The sequence below is a fragment of the Chitinophaga pollutisoli genome, assembly GCF_038396755.1.
GTDB classification, from domain to species: Bacteria; Bacteroidota; Bacteroidia; order Chitinophagales; family Chitinophagaceae; genus Chitinophaga; species Chitinophaga pollutisoli.
Genome location: NZ_CP149822.1, coordinates 3,485,777 through 3,503,523, shown reverse-complemented (window position 1 = coordinate 3,503,523; position 17,747 = coordinate 3,485,777). Strand labels below are relative to the sequence as shown.

The 17,747-nt window shown below is 53.7% G+C and carries 14 protein-coding genes; 1 reads left to right on the top strand and 13 read right to left on the bottom strand.

Annotated features, from left to right (window positions below):
- Positions 1-56: 56 nt before the first annotated feature.
- From gldN to WJU16_RS14605, 7 genes are all read right to left on the bottom strand, one after another.
- Positions 57-1,091: a gliding motility protein GldN gene (gldN, locus tag WJU16_RS14635; RefSeq protein ID WP_341834232.1), complete on the bottom strand. Its 1,035-nt coding sequence runs from the start codon at positions 1,089-1,091 to the stop codon at positions 57-59.
- Between the two features lie 22 nt (positions 1,092-1,113).
- Positions 1,114-2,652, bottom strand: a complete 1,539-nt coding sequence (gene gldM, locus WJU16_RS14630; protein ID WP_341834231.1) for a gliding motility protein GldM — start codon at positions 2,650-2,652, stop codon at positions 1,114-1,116.
- A 57-nt stretch (positions 2,653-2,709) separates the two neighbouring features.
- Entirely contained in the window at positions 2,710-3,444 is a 735-nt protein-coding gene (gene gldL / locus WJU16_RS14625; protein WP_298717514.1) for a gliding motility protein GldL, read from the bottom strand.
- 122 nt (positions 3,445-3,566) lie between these two features.
- Entirely contained in the window at positions 3,567-4,670 is a 1,104-nt protein-coding gene (locus WJU16_RS14620; RefSeq protein ID WP_341834230.1) for an SUMF1/EgtB/PvdO family nonheme iron enzyme, read from the bottom strand.
- Positions 4,671-5,254: 584 nt separating this feature from the next.
- Positions 5,255-7,300: a thioredoxin domain-containing protein gene (locus WJU16_RS14615; RefSeq protein WP_341834229.1), complete on the bottom strand. Its 2,046-nt coding sequence runs from the start codon at positions 7,298-7,300 to the stop codon at positions 5,255-5,257.
- Between the two features lie 79 nt (positions 7,301-7,379).
- Positions 7,380-8,159, bottom strand: a complete 780-nt coding sequence (locus tag WJU16_RS14610; protein ID WP_341834228.1) for a uroporphyrinogen-III synthase — start codon at positions 8,157-8,159, stop codon at positions 7,380-7,382.
- A gap of 35 nt (positions 8,160-8,194) precedes the next feature.
- Positions 8,195-9,013, bottom strand: coding sequence for a DUF4271 domain-containing protein (locus WJU16_RS14605; protein ID WP_341834227.1), 819 nt, complete (start codon positions 9,011-9,013; stop codon positions 8,195-8,197).
- Between the two features lie 287 nt (positions 9,014-9,300).
- Here WJU16_RS14605 and hemW point away from each other — a divergent pair, with 287 nt between their 5' ends.
- On the top strand, positions 9,301-10,425 hold the full coding sequence (gene hemW / locus WJU16_RS14600) for a radical SAM family heme chaperone HemW (RefSeq protein WP_341834226.1): 1,125 nt from the start codon (positions 9,301-9,303) through the stop codon (positions 10,423-10,425).
- On the opposite strand, the gene WJU16_RS14595 is transcribed toward hemW, so the two are convergent.
- The 6 genes from WJU16_RS14595 to WJU16_RS14570 form a co-directional block, all read right to left on the bottom strand.
- Entirely contained in the window at positions 10,422-11,441 is a 1,020-nt protein-coding gene (locus WJU16_RS14595; protein ID WP_341834225.1) for an NAD(P)H-dependent glycerol-3-phosphate dehydrogenase, read from the bottom strand. The genes hemW and WJU16_RS14595 overlap by 4 nt on opposite strands.
- Positions 11,442-11,580: 139 nt before the next feature.
- Positions 11,581-12,981, bottom strand: a complete 1,401-nt coding sequence (locus WJU16_RS14590; protein ID WP_341834224.1) for an efflux RND transporter periplasmic adaptor subunit — start codon at positions 12,979-12,981, stop codon at positions 11,581-11,583.
- Between the two features lie 30 nt (positions 12,982-13,011).
- Positions 13,012-14,466 carry a TolC family protein gene (locus tag WJU16_RS14585; protein ID WP_341834223.1) on the bottom strand — a complete coding sequence of 485 codons (1,455 nt, stop codon included), beginning with the start codon at positions 14,464-14,466 and terminating at the stop codon, positions 13,012-13,014.
- Positions 14,467-14,616: 150 nt separating this feature from the next.
- On the bottom strand, positions 14,617-15,279 hold the full coding sequence (locus tag WJU16_RS14580; RefSeq protein WP_341834222.1) for an ABC transporter ATP-binding protein: 663 nt from the start codon (positions 15,277-15,279) through the stop codon (positions 14,617-14,619).
- A gap of 32 nt (positions 15,280-15,311) precedes the next feature.
- Complete coding sequence (locus WJU16_RS14575) at positions 15,312-16,856, bottom strand: FtsX-like permease family protein (protein ID WP_341834221.1); 1,545 nt, start codon at positions 16,854-16,856, stop codon at positions 15,312-15,314.
- Positions 16,801-17,724, bottom strand: coding sequence for an ABC transporter permease (locus tag WJU16_RS14570; RefSeq protein WP_341834220.1), 924 nt, complete (start codon positions 17,722-17,724; stop codon positions 16,801-16,803). The genes WJU16_RS14575 and WJU16_RS14570 overlap by 56 nt, the downstream gene beginning before the upstream one ends.
- Positions 17,725-17,747: the final 23 nt, after the last annotated feature.

Genomic DNA, 17,747 nt, shown 5'->3' with positions numbered 1-17,747 from the left:
CCCTGTGCAGGAGGCGGCTTTTCATTATCATTCGCAGGATCTGAACGAAAGGGATATTAGTATTCCCACAGGTCCTGCTCCTTGTTGAAGATCTTATCCTTGATCGCCTGGCCTTCCAGCAAACGCATCACACCGTCTTTGATGTAATTGTTGATCTCGCGGTTGTATGCGTTCTTTTCCTTCACAACATAGCTGGTGAAGAAACGCATCTCGAACAAGTCTTCCCAGGTCATGGTAGACGCGTCGTTGTTCTGGTTGTATACGTCGTATTTGGCCAGAACGGGGCGCAAATCGGGATAGTAAAGCCAGAACAAAGGAATGGTGGCGCGCACGGAACCGTCGTCGTTCAGACGGGATACCATCGGCGCGATCCCGAGGATGCGGACCTTCAGCGCGGAGGCTTCCTGGTCAAACACCCAAACTTCCTTGATCTTGTACTGCTTGATCGTTTCAGGATTGAACTCGTCGCGGATCGTCACGTTCTTCTCCTCGCCCGTTACCGGGTCGATGCTGCGGACGGTCCTTTCCTCGCCCGAAAGCTTGGTCATGATCTCGTCGTAAGGCATGAGGGTGCTGAAACGGTCGTCGATCGCGCTGAACGCTTCCACTTCCTTGTTTTTGATCGCAGCAAGCAGGATATTGATGAGGAGCTGGTTCACGCCCGATTCGTCTTCCACGTTGTATTGGAAGGGAAGGTTCATCTTCTCCCGCACATCGATGACCTGCCAGATCTGTTTTTCCCAGAACTTGTCGTCTTCCCGGATGTGGTCGTAGGCAATGGGCACACGGTCGCGGATAGGGCTCTTTTCGGATACCCCGTCCACACGCAGCGACTTGCGCGGCGTGTCTACCGGTGTTCCCACGCCGTCCTGGCGGAGGGATGCGGGCGCCGTCCCGGAGGGGTCTCCGGCGGGAGCCGCGGGCACATTAACAGGGTTGCCGGTAGCCGGGTTGGTTACGGGCGCCTGCTCCTGCGGAGGCGGTGTATCGGTGCCGCCTCTCCTCCGGCGCGACTGCGCGTCGGCGGTAGAAGCGATGAAAACCAATAACATAGCACTCAGGCTGATCCTTTTCAATATTACTGCTTGCATAGCCAGTAACGGTTTTTGTTCGTTAATTGATCTTGAAGTTCACGTTCGGCATGGTGCGCACCCTGCCATCCGGACCTTTCACCTTAATATTGTCGAAATATACGAGGTCGCCGGGTTTGATACCGCGGATAGCGCCTTGAATTTCGGGACTGTTGGGCCAAAGCTCGGAAGTTGCGTCACCTTCCACATAAGGCCTGTTTTTCGCATCGATCGCCATGCGGTAGCCTACCACGGCATAACGCACACCGTCGAACACAAAGTCTTCCAGGTCGGCGCGGAGGCCTTGCTGTACTTTAAACTCGGCCGCTTTCATGGTGGGGCCTTTGGTGAGGCCTACCTTGATGGACGGGTCGGGTACGTTTTTCACGCGGAACTCTTTGGAGCCGAGGTTTTCCACCTTGCCGTCGATTTCAGCGGTAACGTTGATCACGGCCTTACCGGTCGAGCTAACGGTTACCACGAATTCGCCGTTGCCCCTGCTGGAGATCTGGCCTCCGCAACCGGAGATCGTCGCTTTCACCTTGTCGGACGGAACGCCGGCGGCGGTGATGCTGATCGGGTTTTGAAGGGCCACGTACATTACGTTCATTTTATCCGCAGAAATGGAAGTAGCGGCGGAGCTTACTTTGTACGTTTCTTCGAATGGGCTGTTTACCACCTGGCCATTGGGCTTCACGAGCTGAATGGTACCTGCGATTTTATGTTCACCGATGGTATTGACCGGTATTTCGTAAGTGCCTTTACCACCGGACGCCGTAACGGAAGTACCGTTGATAACGATCGTCGGGTTTACGGTGCTGCTATAAGCGCCCATTACCACGGTAGCCCTGAGGGTCTGGCCGGGTGTGAAGTTTTTAGAGTTGAGGGACACGAATGCTTCCAGCTTATCGAAAGCGAGGTCGTTTTCAGAAACTTCCGTCATCAGCTTATCGATGATCATGGCTTCCGAGTTGCGGATATCGTTCTGGAATTTGCTGAGCAGGGTTACCGCCGCGATGGTCGGTACCATGTTAAAGTGATATTCGGTCCAGTTTTTCTTTACTGGCCCTTTTTGCGCCGGTAATTCAATACGGAGCGGGAGCGTGGTATCGAATACGTTTTTATCTCTGGGATTGATCAGGCCGAGCACCTGGTTACGGAAAGATTGCAGCTGCTTTTCGAGGGCAACGCCTTCTTTCTGGTTTTCCATTACGCGCGTGGGAGCGTCGAGGTTGTCTTTGCTCTTGATCTCACCTTCATCGGTCAGTCCTCCGCTTTCACGGATAATTTTTTGCTTGAGCGTATCAAGATAATCATAGGTAATTTGGGAAATCTTACGGACTTCATCGGCCTTCGCTTTCAGCGGGCCCACTTTCCCTTCGTCGTTAGCCATCAGTTTTTCGAACTGGCGGTAAGTTTTGCCGTTCTTGTTGTTGATGGATTCGTTGGACGTTGTGATGGAGTTATTTACTATATCGAATGCGTTCAGGATCTCGGCGGATACGTTCAACGCTAACATTGCAGTAAGTACCAGGTACATGAAGTTGATCATCTTCTGCCTGGGATCTTTTGGTAATGCCATAGTAGTCTACAAGTTTTAGAATTGAATGTCTCTTGTTATCGTCACTATTGCGTTACCTTATTTGCCTTGCATTGCGGTGAGCATATTGCCGTATACGGTATTCAGGTTGCTGAGGTTGCGGGCCAGCAGGGTGATTTGCTCCTGTGTTTTCTTCGCATCGTCAACACTGCCGCTCATGGCTTTGGAAGCGGTGAGCAGGTTTCCGTAGAAGCTGTTCATAGCTTTCAGGTGGTTATTGGTATCCTGCAGTTCCAGTTCGTAGATCGCATTCAGGGATGCCAGGTTTTTGGTCATCGACTGCACCTGCTCATGGAAGTTGCGGGTAGATTCGGAAGCGTTGTTGAAGGTAGACACGGCAGCTGCTGCATTGGTGTAAGCCTGCGTAACAGAACCGATCGCGTTGGCGGCTTCGCGGGTTTTGGCGGTGTAATCGCCCGTTGCGGCTACCACGTCGGAGATGTCGCGCATTTTGTCGACAGTTGTGCCCAGTTTGGAGAAGTTATCGCTCAGGCGGCTGAGATTGGCCGGCGTGATGTCGGCTTCCTCCAGCATTTTGTCCATTTTGGCGAGGGTTGGGCTGCCGGCAACGGCTACGCCGGCTGCGGGAGCGGGTGCGCTGCTATCGGGCACGAATGCGTAAATAAAGAAGATCAGGGCTTCCACGCTCAGACCCACGATCAGGGCAACGTCTGCGCCAGGCCAGTGCTGCAGTTTGAACATAGCCCCGATGATCACCACCGATGCGGCGATACATACGAAGAAATTAAGCCATTTCGCTGTGTTAGGATTCATAGCCATAGGTTAAAATTTAATTTTATGGGTGATTAAAAGGTAAAAAGCTCGATGCATGCTTGCTGTGCTCATAATGATATGATTTTGTGTCAGGTTTATCACCAAGATTCAGCTATTTATTCCTATTTCCTTTTGTTGAAATCGTTTTTGGACCGGCTCAGGAACGCAATGGTGCAACGGAAGCCGATGTAAGACTTCGCGCTGTCCTGGTACTCGTAAGAGCGCGTACCATTCTGCAGGAAGTGCCCGATATCCTTCCAGCTGCCTCCGCGGATGGTTTTCCGTTTCATCTTCGGAGGTGCGTTGTCCGCAACGTCCATCCGCAGATAAGGGTTCATATCGGAGGTGAAGGAATAGGCGTTCTGATAGTAAATATCCATCGTCCATTCCGCTACGTTGCCCGCCATATTGTACAGCCCGTAATCGTTAGGCCAGTAAGCGTCGGCGCGTACGGTATAAAAGCCACCGTCTTCCGGATAGTTACCGCGGCCGGGCTTGAAGTTGGCGAGCAAACAGCCTTTCTTGTTGCGGATGTAATAACCGCCCCAGGGATACGGCGCCTGTTCGCGGCCGCCGCGGGCTGCATATTCCCACTGCGCTTCAGAAGGCAGCTGAAATTTATCCTCGGTGAACTGCTTCTTGGAAGTCCGGTAGTCTTCCCAGAATTTGGAACGCCATTCGCAGAACGTATTCGCCTGGTGCCAGTTTACGCCCACAACCGGATAGTTGTCGAACGCAGGGTGCCAGAAGTACATACGCGTCATCGGCTCGTTATACGCATACGAGAAGTCGCGGATCCAGCAAAGGGTGTCCGGGTAAATGGGCACGTCTTTCCGGTCAATGAACTGCGAACGCGGCTTGTCTTTGTTTTCACGCAGCTTCGCCCTGTCCCAGTTAAACCGCTCTTCGTGGTATTTCAGCTTGCGCACGTCGATCTCCAGACGGCCATACAGCCGGTCTTCCGGAGCGTACATCATCGCGTCCAGCTTTTCGTAAGTCGATTTGTCTTTCCAGTTGATCTTCTGCTTCCAGTCCACATAGTCCACCCCATTGTCATTCTTCACATGCCCCATCAACACGTGCGCCATGGAATCGGTCACCCAGTTCACGAACTGACGATACTCGTTATTCGTGATCTCAGTGGCATCCATGTAAAAACCGGAAATCGAGATAGATTTATTCCTTGCAGTGAAAGAATAATTCACATCCTCGTCATTCGGCCCCATGTGAAAGGTCCCGGAAGGAACATATACCATTCCATAAGGTACGGGGGTGAGTACTTCGGTCTGGGACTAACGCCTATTAACTGACCCTGTGCGTTCTTAGCGGATTTTCCGCCGCCGCAACTGGCCAGCAGCACCGGCAGCAGCATGACCAACAGCCCACTACAATAATTAAGCTTCATAAGGGTGACTTTCATTAGAATACGTTTTTTCTTAAACCCGCCAGATGCTTCTGCCAAACGACAAGTCAACTGCTACAGTCACGCTTTTCACCTGGTTGTATCACAGAAAGATAGCAAATGTATTATTTTTTTAATCCGTAGTATGTTTTCTTCCAACTTTTTCAACCACACATTTCCCGGCCACGCAATATAGTAAAACGGAAGTTTTAACAATTTATTATGTCCTTGTGCCTTTCCGCTGTTAATTTACCACGGCCACATACGGCCTACTGTCCTCCGTAAACCCTTGCCTGTCAAGTCCAAACACGCATTTACAATAAATATAATATTTATTTGGGAATTCTCAATGTCTGAATTTCCTCCGAAACGCTAATTTATCAAAGGGAACGCAATTTACAACAATTCTCATATTAAATTATTGATTTCCGATATATATTCCACCGGGCGTTCACAGCGATATTCCCGGCAAAGGTATATCAATGTCCGGCCTTCCACCCGCCTTTCCTGCAGCAAAGGCAAACCCTCGACATCTCCCTCCGCACCCAACATTACCTTGTAAGGCAGGTACATTCCGTTCAGCTCCCGCATCCGCTCCAGGTACTCCGGCCCCACAACCGCCAGCTCCGGCTCCCCCTGTACCAGGCGCATCACCATCGACGCCCACACCCCGAACGATGTCGGATACCGCATCACCGTCTGCCCCAATCCGGCCGTCATCGCCAAAGCGCGCTCCGCCCATTCCCTGTTATCAAAAACAATGGAAAGATGCCAAAGGTTATGCGCCATCAGCGCATTTCCGCTCGGAACCGCCCCGTCGTACACTTCCTTCTTACGAACGATTACATCGCTTTGTCCGGATGCAGTGTAATAGAAATAACGTCCGTTTTCGTCTCCGAATTGTGCCGTTACGTAGTTTGTCAGCGCCTTTGCTTCGCGGAGCCAGGCAAGATCGCCCGTAACTTCCTGTAAAGCAATGAGCGCGCGGATCAGCGCCGCATAATCATCCAAAAACGCGGGATATCTCGCCTCCCCGTTCTTGTACGTATGCAGCATCGCCTGCGTTTCCCCTGGCTTGCGCATTTTTTCCAGCACCAGCCGCATGGCCCGCTCCGCCATCTGCACATACCGCTCCTCTCCCAGCGCGCCCGCCGCTTTGGACAGCGCATGTATCATCAGGGCGTTCCAGCCCAAAAGGATTTTATCATCCAACCCTGGCCGCACGCGTTTGGCGCGCGCTTCCAGCAATACCGGCCGGCTCCTTTCCAGCAACGCCGCCAGTGCTTCCACGCTCATCTGCTGCTCCTCCGCCACCACGGCAATCGGACGCGGCGCCCAGAGGATGTTCACGTCTTCCCAGTTACCATGCCGGCTCACGTCATAATACGCGCAGAAAGCAGGCCCATCGGCCCCAAGGAGCCCCATCACTTCTTCTTCGCTCCACACATAAAATTTCCCTTCCACCCCTTCGGAATCGGCGTCCAGCGCGGAATAAAACCCGCCTTCGGGCGAAGTCATCTCCCTTTCGATGAACCCCAGCGTTTCCCGCACGGCCACGGCATACTTCGCTTCGCCTGTCAGCTGCCAGGCTTCGCAGAGCACGTCGGTTAGCAGGGCGTTGTCGTACAGCATCTTCTCGAAATGCGGCGCCAGCCATTTCTCGTCGGTCGAATACCGCGCGAATCCCCCGCCCAGCTGGTCGTTGATGCCGCCGTCGATCATCTTGTCGAGCGAAAGCAGCGCCTGCTGCAAAGCGGCTTCGTCTTTCTTCATCCGGTAATAACGCAACAGGTAACCGATCGAAAAGGTGCCCGGAAACTTGGGCGCCCGTCCAAACCCGCCCCATTCCTTATCCGCCTGCCCCAGGATTGCCAGGGCCATGGCGTCGCATTGCTCTGCGGTAAACAGCTCCTCCTTCGGAATCAGGCGGTCAACCGCATCCATCCCGAACTGGTTGCTGTTTTCGAGGTGCTGGGTGAGGTTGGCCGCCTGCTGTTCGATATCGGCGCGCTTGGTCTTGAACGCGTCCGAAACAGCCAGCAGCACTTCCGTCCACGAAGGCCGGTTGTACACTTGCTTCGGCGGAAAGTAAGTACCGCCGTAGAAAGGCTGGCGGTCGGGCAGGAGGAACACGTTCAGGGGCCATCCGCCTTGTCCTGCCATGGCCTGCAGCGCGTCCATGTAGATATGATCGATATCGGGCCGTTCTTCGCGGTCGATTTTGATGTTGACGAAACGTTCGTTCATGAGGCGCGCGGTTTCCTCGTTTTCGAAGCTTTCGCGCTCCATGACGTGGCACCAGTGGCAGGCGGCGTATCCGATGCTCACGAGAATGGGCTTGTCTTCGGTCCGCGCTTTTTCGAATGCCTCTTCTCCCCAGGGGTACCAGTCCACCGGGTTGTGCGCGTGTTGCAGGAGGTAGGGGCTGCTTTCCTTCGCTAATCTGTTTGCCATGCCATTGATTTTAAGCGAAAATAAAAAAGGGGAACATCTTTCGATGATCCCCCTTGATAATTCTTTGTAAAGGTTGTTATTATTTCTTGAGCCCCTGCAGGAATTGTTCGAGTGCGGCCACCATGGAGGGGGCTTGCGGCGCGGGGGCTTTGATGTCGAGTTTCAGGCCGGCTTCTTCCACGGCGGCGGAGGTCGTGGGACCGAAAGCGCCGATGCGGGTGCCGTTTTGTTTGAATTTCGGAACGTTTTCGAAGAGGGATTTCACACCGTAAGGACTGAAGAAAACGATCAGGTCATATTCCGTGTTGGTCATGACATCCTTTACGTCGTTCGAAACGGTTTTGTACAAGGTGGCTGTGGCGTAGTCGCACTTATTGGTTTTCAGCCATTCCTCGATGTCTTTTTTCTGGCTGTCGGCGCTGGGAAAGAGGAACTTCTCGTTTTCCCGGTGCTTGTTCATGACTTCCAGGAGGCTTTTGGTAGAACCATCGGCCCCGTAGAACACTTTACGCTTGCGGTAAAGGATAAATTTTTGGAGATAGAGGGCAACCGCTTCCGTGATGCAAAAATATTTGCATTCCTGCGAAACCTTTACTTTCAGTTCCTCGCAAATACGAAAGAAGTGATCTACTGCATTCCGGCTGGTGAAAATCACTGCGGAATGGTTGACAATATCTATCTTCTGCTTGCGGAACTCCTTACCAGGCACACCTTCTACCCTGATGAACGGAAAGAAGTCCAACCGGACGTTGAATTTCTTAGCGAGGTCGAAATAAGGTGATTTCTCTGTTTCTGGCTTAGGTTGGGAAATTAGGATCGTCAGTTGTTTTTCCTCTTTTTTTGGCCCGCCTTTGATCATACTAATTTGCGCTTGCGTTAACAATAAGGGCAACCCTACGGATTACCAGTTAACCAAAGTAAAAGTACCTTTGTGATTATTAAAACCGGCACTACTTCGAATGCGCAAAGGTAAAGAAAAAAATGCAATTTGCTGAAGGAGAGATATTGACGGACGAGGGAATAGGACCTTACGTACCTATAGACAACAAGTAATACTATAAAGAATATCGATATATACAAGCAAATACTGGCAATTTCCGGCGAACAGAACGCCAAAACGACCAAAAACGGCGCCAGCAGGATCCCCAGCACTTTATTGATCAGGTAGAGGATGAATACATACGCATCGATCAGCTCCTCATTCCCGAAAAGCCACCCGCAAAACCGCAGCACCACGAATTTCACGAGGTAAATAACCCCCACCAGCAGCATCAGCCCGGGAATCAGCATCCAGGCAATGGCATCCGTCGGGTAGTCGAGGCGGTACATCAGCAGGTACAAATACAGGCCCAGACTGATTACGAAGAAGAAATTCAGGAGGAAGTTGGGGAACGGCGACTGCGACAACTGGTCTTTCAACTGCCGCTGGCTCAGCGTGGGGTTGAAGAACGCGCGGAACATGTCGTTGAAATATTTCAGGTAGGAACTTCGGATGATTCCGAGCAAAAGGAGCACACCAGCCACGAGGTACACCAGCCAGTCCTGGTCGTCGGCCTTCCGGGCGGGGTTCACATCCAGCACTACGGGCTTGCCTTTGCGGGTGAGAAAAGTATTCTTGTCGAGCAGCGATTGCATGATGGTGTCATAGGCCGGCACTTTGGGCGTGGCGGCGAGCAGTGAGTCCGCCACACGGGCCTTCACGGAGTCCGCCACATGAAGCGCCGCGGCATGAGCGGAATCTGGCTTACCTTTGTGCGCAGCAGCCGGGACAGTCCTGGCTGCCGGGGGGCTTCACGGCCGCAGGCGTTTTATGCGCGGCAGTATCGGCTTGTGCCTTCGTTTGCAAGGTGCATGCAAGCAGCAGCCATATCGTCATCCAGATTCGCAACGGTCAAAATTTTATGATGCAATTAACTTTTCCAGTTCCAAAAATATCAACAAAACTGACATGTATTATCGAGGTTTGCAAATTAATCTCCTTAAAACTTTTCTAATCGCGCATGGCCGGAATCTATCTGCACATACCGTTTTGTAAAAAGGCTTGCCATTATTGCAATTTTCACTTTTCGACTTCTCCGCAGCTGCGGGGCGAAATGGTGGAGTGCATTGCGGCCGAAGCAGTGCTCCAGCGCGGTTATCTCAACGGCCAGCCCGTGGCCACCATTTATTTCGGCGGCGGCACTCCCAGCCTGGTAGGCCCCGAAGCTATCCAACGCCTCCTCGACATCGTCCGCGCCCATTACGAAGTGCTCCCCGACGCCGAAATCACCCTCGAAGCCAACCCGGACGACCTCACGCCCGATAGCCTCCGCGCCTTCCGCGCCACCGGCGTCAACCGCCTGAGCATAGGGGTACAGTCGTTTTTCGAGGAAGACCTTAAGTGGATGAACCGCGCCCACCATGCCCAGCAGTCCATAGATTGCCTCAAAGAAGCCCGCGAAGCGGGGTTCGGCAATTTCAGCATCGATCTGATCTACGGCGGCCCCACGCTCACCGACGAACGCTGGCTCGCCAACATCCGCCAGGCCATCGATCTCAACATCCCCCACCTTTCCTGCTACGCCCTCACCGTGGAACCGGGCACCGCACTCGATCATTTTATCCAGCACCATAAAATCCCGCCCATCGACCCCGACCGCGCCGCCAAACATTTCGGCATGCTCATGGAAGAACTCGACAAAGCCGGGTATGAACATTACGAAATCTCCAACTTCGCACTACCCGGCAAGCGCTCGCGTCACAACAGCAGTTACTGGCAGGGCAAACATTACCTGGGCCTCGGCCCTTCCGCGCATTCGTTTAACGGCACGTCGCGCCAATGGAACGTGGCGAATAACCCCCTCTACATCCAGAGCATCAAAAAAGAAACGGTGCCTTTCGAGATGGAAATGCTCAGTCCCAGCATGGCGCTCAACGAACACATCATGATCTCGCTGCGCACCGAAGCCGGTTGCGTACTCGATACGGTAGCGGAACGTTTCGGTGCAGACAAGAAGTTGCAACTCCTCACAGCCAGCCGCGAATTCATCCGGAAAGGCTGGATGCGGCAAGACGAGGACCGCCTCACGCTCACGCGCGAGGGGAAATTCTTTGCAGACGGCATCGCCGCCGCGCTTTTCTTTTAAATCAATCCTTTTTCCAGTTCGAGGAAAGCTTCTTCGGGATGCAGCTGCTCCCAGAGGATTGCGAAAATTTTCTGCGCGATGGGCATGTATGCCCCGATGCGCCCGTTAATTTCCGCGATGCAGCGACTGGCGTAATAGCCTTCCGCGATCATGTTCAGCTCAAGCTGCACGGCCTTTACGCTGTAGCCTTTGCCGATCATGTTGCCGAACGTGCGGTTGCGGCTGTGGAGGGAATAGCAGGTAACGAGGAGATCGCCCAGGTAGGCGCTCGCATTATAATTGTGCACCACCGCTTCGCGGCCGCTGCCGGCTTCGTATTTCCCGTATTGTTCGAGGAATTCCTGCATTTCGCGGAAGCAGTTGGTGATGAAGACGCTGAGAAAATTGTCGCCGTATTCGAGCCCGTGCGCAATGCCGGCGCCCATCGCGTAGATGTTTTTCAGCACCGCGGCAAACTGCACGCCGTTCACATCTGTGTTCACGATAGTTTGCAGGTAGCTGTTGTTGAAGAGCGCCGCGATAGCTTCGGCCTCGTCATTATCCGTTCCGGAAAAAGTGAGGTAAGAAAGCTTTTCGTTGGCAACTTCCTCCGCATGGCATGGGCCCGTGATGGTGAAGTAATTTTCCGCAGATACATTGAACCGCTCGGCCAGGTAATCGTTGATGAGTTGATTGGTTACGGGAACCAGGCCTTTGATGGCGGATACCACTTTTTTACCTGCGAAAGCATCCGCAGGAAGTTGGTCCAGTACGGCGGGAAGGAATGCCGACGGGACAGACAGGATCACGATATCGCTGGCTGCCACTACATCTGCCGCGCGGCTGCTGAGGCTGAGCAGGCTGGTGTCGAAATAAACGGAGGTAAGATAATGCTTGTTGTGATGGCGCAACTGCATGTGCCGGATCGTTTCTTCGTTGCGGATCCACCAGTGAATATGGTTATTGTTGTCTGTAAGAATTTTGGCGAGAGCGGTAGACCAGCTGCCGCTTCCAATGATTCCGATATGGTAAGCCATGCGCTTCTGTTTCCTTTTGTTGCCCGCAAAGGTACGTTAATTTAAAGTTACGCCCTGCCGGTGCCTTGTATTGCGATGTATGTTAAACGAAGAGGGGCGGCTCGTGAAAGCCGCCCCTGTATTATATTTCAATAAAAATCTACTTGGTTCCCTCGAATAACTCGGAACGCGGCACCACCTTCACTTTCTTACCGTTCTCCAACGTGCGCGATACAGCGGTATAAGGCCCGCTCACTACCGTTTCACCGGCTTTGAGGCCGGAAGTGATCTGGATGTTGTTATCGTCCTGGATGCCGGTTTTCACTTCGCGGATCTGTACGGTATTGTCGGGCTGGAGCACAAACACCACTTCCTTGAAGTCCTGCCGCTGCTGCTGGGCACTGCCGTCGTTCGGCGTGGCGCCGCTGGCGTTGTTTTCCGCCGGCTTATCCTTTTTGGCGGCGGACTTATCCTTCTTCGCCGTGTCAGACATGTCGCGGGTGGTTACGGCGTTGATGGGGATGGATAAGATGTTCTTTTCCGTCCGCGTCTGGATGTCGACGTTGGCGCTCATACCCGGCCGGAAGGGAAAGCGGCGCGGATTGTCGGGGTCCAGCAGATCGGCGTAGGACGACGACAGGATGCGGATCCTCACCACGTAGTTGGTTACCTGTTCCGCGGAGGAAGTGGAGGTACTGGAAGCCGTGGCGGCGCCTTTGGAGGAGCTGGCGATTTGGGTCACCAGGCCTTTGAACTTGCGGTTCGTATAGGCGTCTACCTCGATGAGGGCGGAATCGTTCACTTTTACTTTCGGGATGTCGTTTTCACCTACATCTACCTGCACTTCCATGGTCGACATATCGGCGATGCGGAGCATTTCCGTACCCGACATCTGCCCTGTCCCCACCACGCGCTCGCCCGCTTCCACGGAAAGCAGGCTCACGGTGCCGCCGGTAGGCGCCACGATGGTGGTACGGCTGAGGTTCTTGTTCGCTTCCGCCAGGTTGGCCTGCGCGCTGGCAACTGCGAATTTATTGGCGTTGATGCGCTGGCTGGCGGCGTTGTAATCCGACAGGGCGGCTTTGTAGGTTGCTTCAGCCGTTTCAAATTCCTGGCGGCTGATGACTTTATCCTTGTACAGTTCGTTGTTTCGGTCGAAGGTCGCTTTGGCCTGGTCGAGGCGCGCTTTGAACGCTGCGAGCGCCGCGGAGGAATTGGCGAGCTCGGCTTCCGTTTGCGACAATGCGGCGATCTGGCGGTCGCGGTTGGAAGCGTAGATGTCTGCGTATATGTGCGCCAACGTCTGCCCCTTCTTTACCGAATCCCCTTCTTTCACCAGCAGCTGCGTGATCTCACCCGAAACATCGGAGCTTACTTTCACTTCGATTTCCGGGTAAATCTTGCCGGATGCAGACACCACTTCGATGATATCCCTGTCAGCAGCCTTGTCTACGGCCACTTTCAGTCCTTCATCCTTCCCGGAACCGCGTACCAGGGCAAAAATGACGATAAGGGCCACGATGAGCCCTATCCATAAAAAAAGCTTTTTTCTTTTCTTCATATACGCTTTGTATTACTGTGTCTTGGAACACTACAGCGTAATTCTCTGATCGCGATAGAATTCCAGTAGTTTAACTTTGAAAATATAATCATACAAGGCCGATACGCGTTCGATCTGCGCCTTGAAAAGATTTGTTTGGGTGGTCACATACTCGACCGTGTTCATAAGGCCGACTTCAAAACGCTTGGTGGCGAAGTCGAACGCTTTCTGGGAAGCCTGTTCCGTGGTGATGGCGGCCTGGTATTTCTGGAAGGCGCCCACGGCATCGGCATGCGCCGTGTATACGTCCTGGCGGAGCTGCAGGCGGTTGATATCCAGCGAGAGCTTCCGGTTTTCCAGTTCTATTTTGGCGCGTTCCACCTGTCCGCGCAGCTGCCATCCGTTGAAGATAGGGAAGCTGAGGGAAACGCCGATGTTCTGGCCGAAGTTGTCGGCCAGCTGGCGGCCGGTGGTATATTTCCGCGTTGCGCGGTTGTTGAACTGATCGTAAGTGAATACAGTGTCGAGGGGATTGGATTTAGGGAAACCGATGCTGGACACATAAGTTACCCAGTTATCCGGCCCGAATTGTTCATACCGGGTACCGCCGGCAAGACGGGTATCCGCGCCTGCATTGGCCCGGAGGCGGGGGTACATGGCGCCTTTGGCGGCGGCCAGCGATTTGTCGGCCGATTTCACGCGCATTTCATCCGAACGGTATTGCGGTTGGATAGACAGTGCCGAGCTGAAGATCATTTCAGGGGAATTTTCCGCCAGGTTGATCACGGGCACCGCGGCTACGTTGTCGGGGATTTTAGTGGCGAAGGGCACCTCAAAGCCCAGATTCAGCAAAGCTTTCATCTGGAGCGTCCGTAAAATGGAGGAATTTTCGGCCGTTACCAATGTGGAGCTGTCTCGCGCAAGCTGGGCTTCCAGGTCGGCCTGGTTGCTTTCCGGAACGGAGCCCGCCAGCACAAGTTTCTTCGTATTATCCAGCTGTGTCTTGCTCAGGTCTACCTGCGCACGGCTGATTTTCACCTGCTCCTGGGCCAGGAGAATCTGGAGAAATGCATTCGCCACGTTCACGCCCATATCGTTCCGCGCCTTTTCCAACAGATAATTCTGCGCGTATACTTCGTATTTGGAAGATGCCACAATATTCCTTTTCGAAAACCACCCAAACAGGTCGGCGCCGGCGGAAAGGCCGATGCTGGCGTTGAACGTAGCTTCGTTATCGAATTGGTTGGTGGTAATGTTGATGGACCGGCCGAAGATATAACCGCCGCTGGCAGAACCCGTCAGCGTTGGCAGCATCGACATGCGGTCTGTTTTCAGCGTCAGCTCCGCCAGCCGTTTGTTCAGCACGCTTTGTTGCAGCGTCAGGTTATTGCGGAGGGCATAGTCGTAGCAACGCTGGTATGTCCAGGCTTCTTCCTGCGCCATTACGGGCTGCACCGAAATAATGAATGCCACCAACAAGGCGGTAAAAGCGGACGTAATTTTCATAGCCGGTCGAAAATATTTGAATTGTTGTGATACCATGCCGGTTTCCTGATTTAAAGGCACAAACATCCTGCGGGCGGCAAGGGGCCACACGAATTTAATGCAAAACATCATATGATGAGTTTTTAACTTCCGGAAAAAATAACGGGCGGCCTATTGCAACCTCCCGTCCTTGATTTGTACAACCCGGTTGCCGTAACCGGCGTTCAGGTCGGAGTGGGTTACCTGGACGATCGTGATGCCGTCCCGCTTATTCAGTTCGGAGAACAATTCCATGATCTGCCGGGCCTGGTCGGAATGCAGGTTGCCCGTGGGCTCGTCGGCAAAAATAACGGCGGGCTCGGCCACTATGGCCCTTGCGATGCCCACCAGCTGCTGCTGCCCGCCCGAAAGCTGCGTGGGGAAAAGATCCTTCTTCGCCACCATGTTGAACCGGTCCAAAATATCGGCCACCCGGCTCTTACGCTCACCCGAAGGCACGTTTTTGTACAACAGCGGCGTTTCAATATTTTCGTATACCGTCAGCTCGTCGATCAGATGATACGCCTGGAATACGAACCCGATCGCGCCGCGGTGCAGCTGCGTTCTTTTCTTGTCGCTCATTTTATGCACGGGCTCTTCCTGGAAAAGATACTCGCCTTCCGAAGCATCTTCCAGCATCCCCAGGATATGCAGCAGCGTCGATTTCCCGGAACCCGAAGGCCCCATGATCGACACAAATTCTCCCTGCTGAATATCCAGGCTCACGTCTCTCAAAATTTCGTGTTTCCCAAATCCCACCGGATAATGCTTTGAAATATTACGCAGTTGTATCATGATTTGAATGTAAAAAATTTAATAGAAGTATGCTATTCCGTCCGTAACGATTTAACGGGATTCATTAATGCCGCCCGTACGCTCTGGAAGCTCACCGTGAGCGCCGCCACCAGCAGGGCCATCCCGCCAGCCAGCAGGAACACGCTCCAATGGATGTCTGTCCGGTAAGCGAATTCCATCAACCATTGCCGCATCAGGAAATACGCCAGCGGCGATGCGATGAGGATCGCGACGCCCACCAGCACCAGGAAGTCCCGGGAAATGAGCGTGGCCACACCCGTTGCGCTGGCGCCAAGTACTTTACGGATCCCGATTTCCCGCGTGCGCTGCCCGATGATGAGCATGGCCATGGCAAACAGTCCCATGCAGGAAATGATGATCGTGAGCACCCCGCCGCTGATGAACACCCTCGTCAGCGTGGCTTCCGTGCGATACTGGCGCTCGGTGTTCTCATTCACGAACGACCCGATGAAGGGCGTTTCCGGCGCCGCGCGCTTCCAGGCGGCGGCGATCCTGTCCATCGACGATGTCAATTCTCCAGGCGTTACGCGCACGAAAATATAGGAAGGCGCTTCATCCGGCCCCATCAAATGCAATATCAGCGGATCGATAGGGTTATGCAGGGATTTGAAATGATAATCCTTCACCACGCCAATCACCGTGTACTCTGTGGGATCTTCATCGTCGAGCCGGAAGCGGTAGCCTACATGCCCTTTGCCGGGGCCAAATTGCCGCGCCATCTGTTCGTTAATGATGAATCCCGACGAATCGGACGCGAGCGCCGCGGAGAAATCGCGGCCGCCGGTCAGCTGCAGGCTCATGGTTTTCACGTAATCCGTGGAAACGCCCTGCCAGTTGGCCCGGAACTCCTTGCCCTCATGGTCCCAGGAAATGATGGAAGTAGAGGAACTGTTATCGAGCCCGCGACCGAAGTTGGTATTGGCGCCTGTGATGGACAGGATGCCTGGCTGTCCTTTCAGGCCGGCCCGGAGGCGCTCAAGTACGGCATTCCCATTTTCCTTTGCGCCCACGGGAACGCTGATGACTTCGGAAGTATTGTAGCCCAGGGGCTTGTTGCGCAGATAGCTCATTTGCCGCCAGGCGATCAGCGTGGCGATAATCAGCAGGCAGGAAAATACGAACTGGGTCACGATGAGCGAATTGCGGAAGTAGTTCTTCCTGCCGGTCGTCATTTTCCCTTTCAGCACGAGCAAGGTCTGCGTCCGCGCCATCAGCAGGGCCGGATATCCGCCCGCGAGCGCGGTCACCACCAACAGCGTCAACAGGATGCCTGCAAGGAATTTGGGCTCCAGCAGGATGGAAAAGCTCACGCCGGATTTGAACAACGAATTGTATCCGGGAAGCAACAGGTAAGCAATCACACCGCCGATCAGCAGCGATATCAGGAACAACAGCACCGCTTCACCCCACAATTGCAGGCTCAGCTGGAGCTTCCCGGCTCCCATCACCTTGCGCATGCCCACTTCACGGGCACGGGTAAACGACCGGGCGAGGGTCAGGTTAACGAAATTGATGCTGGCGATGAACAGCAGGAAACCCGCGATGAAGAGCAACATCAGCACCAGGGGTTTCTTCTCCCCCAAGATTGGAATTCGGGGAAAAATGCACGTCTTTCATCGGAACAAGCCCCAGCAGCTGGTATTCTCCGAGCGGACCTGCCTTCGCGCCGCCTTTCTTTTGCCGTTCGATGTCTTCTCCGTAATATTTCTCCAGCATGGCTTTGCTGGCGCGCTCAACAGTGCGGGGATCGGTGCCCGGCTCCAGTTCCACGAAAGTATCGAGATTGATATTGAACCAATTGCCGTTATTCTGGGGATAGGCGATATGATTTTCCAGCCGCACGAGTGCGGCGAATTCCACGGTGGAGTTTTCGGGGGCGTTTTGCAACACACCGGTTACCGTCAGCGGTTTCCATTGTTCCCCGATCTTTATTTCCAACTGCTTCCCGACAGCATCTTCCGCGCCAAACAGGTTTTCGGCCGTTCTTTCAGACAGCACGATGTCAGTCAGATCCAGTTGTGCCGCGCCTTTAACCAGCGGGAAACTGAAAATCTGCATGAACGAAGGCTCTGTAAACGTTCCCGAAACTGTATGCTGCACGCCGTTTACGCGGACTGCCACGGAATTGCTGAAGAAGCGCACCGCTTCCTTCACGCCGGGCAGCTCCGCCTTCATCGCGGGCCCCATGGGATGCGGCATATTGCGGATCACGTCGGCCTTGTCGGGATAGCGAATATCTTTGTACACACTGAAAATCCGGTCGCCTTTCTCATGGAAATTATCGAAGGAAAACTCCCGGTACACCGTCATGCACAGCAGCATGGCCGCGGCGATGGCTACCGAAAGACCTACTACGTTAACAAAGGTTACCTGCTTGGCTTTCCAGATGTTACGGAAAGCGATTTTGATATAATTTCTCCACATAACTTGCGTGGTTTGTTGGTTCG

Bases quoted from the DNA above. Each gene is read 5' to 3' on its own strand.
- gldN (WP_341834232.1), bottom strand. From the start codon at position 1,091: ATGCAAGCAGTAATATTGAAAAGGATCAGCCTGAGTGCTATGTTATTG.
- gldM (WP_341834231.1), bottom strand. From the start codon at position 2,652: ATGGCATTACCAAAAGATCCCAGGCAGAAGATGATCAACTTCATGTAC.
- gldL (WP_298717514.1), bottom strand. From the start codon at position 3,444: ATGAATCCTAACACAGCGAAATGGCTTAATTTCTTCGTATGTATCGCC.
- WJU16_RS14620 (WP_341834230.1), bottom strand. From the start codon at position 4,670: ATGGGGCCGAATGACGAGGATGTGAATTATTCTTTCACTGCAAGGAAT.
- WJU16_RS14615 (WP_341834229.1), bottom strand. From the start codon at position 7,300: ATGGCAAACAGATTAGCGAAGGAAAGCAGCCCCTACCTCCTGCAACAC.
- WJU16_RS14610 (WP_341834228.1), bottom strand. From the start codon at position 8,159: ATGATCAAAGGCGGGCCAAAAAAAGAGGAAAAACAACTGACGATCCTA.
- hemW (WP_341834226.1), top strand. From the start codon at position 9,301: ATGGCCGGAATCTATCTGCACATACCGTTTTGTAAAAAGGCTTGCCAT.
- WJU16_RS14595 (WP_341834225.1), bottom strand. From the start codon at position 11,441: ATGGCTTACCATATCGGAATCATTGGAAGCGGCAGCTGGTCTACCGCT.
- WJU16_RS14590 (WP_341834224.1), bottom strand. From the start codon at position 12,981: ATGAAGAAAAGAAAAAAGCTTTTTTTATGGATAGGGCTCATCGTGGCC.
- WJU16_RS14585 (WP_341834223.1), bottom strand. From the start codon at position 14,466: ATGAAAATTACGTCCGCTTTTACCGCCTTGTTGGTGGCATTCATTATT.
- WJU16_RS14580 (WP_341834222.1), bottom strand. From the start codon at position 15,279: ATGATACAACTGCGTAATATTTCAAAGCATTATCCGGTGGGATTTGGG.
- WJU16_RS14575 (WP_341834221.1), bottom strand. From the start codon at position 16,856: ATGTTGCTCTTCATCGCGGGTTTCCTGCTGTTCATCGCCAGCATCAAT.
- WJU16_RS14570 (WP_341834220.1), bottom strand. From the start codon at position 17,724: ATGTGGAGAAATTATATCAAAATCGCTTTCCGTAACATCTGGAAAGCC.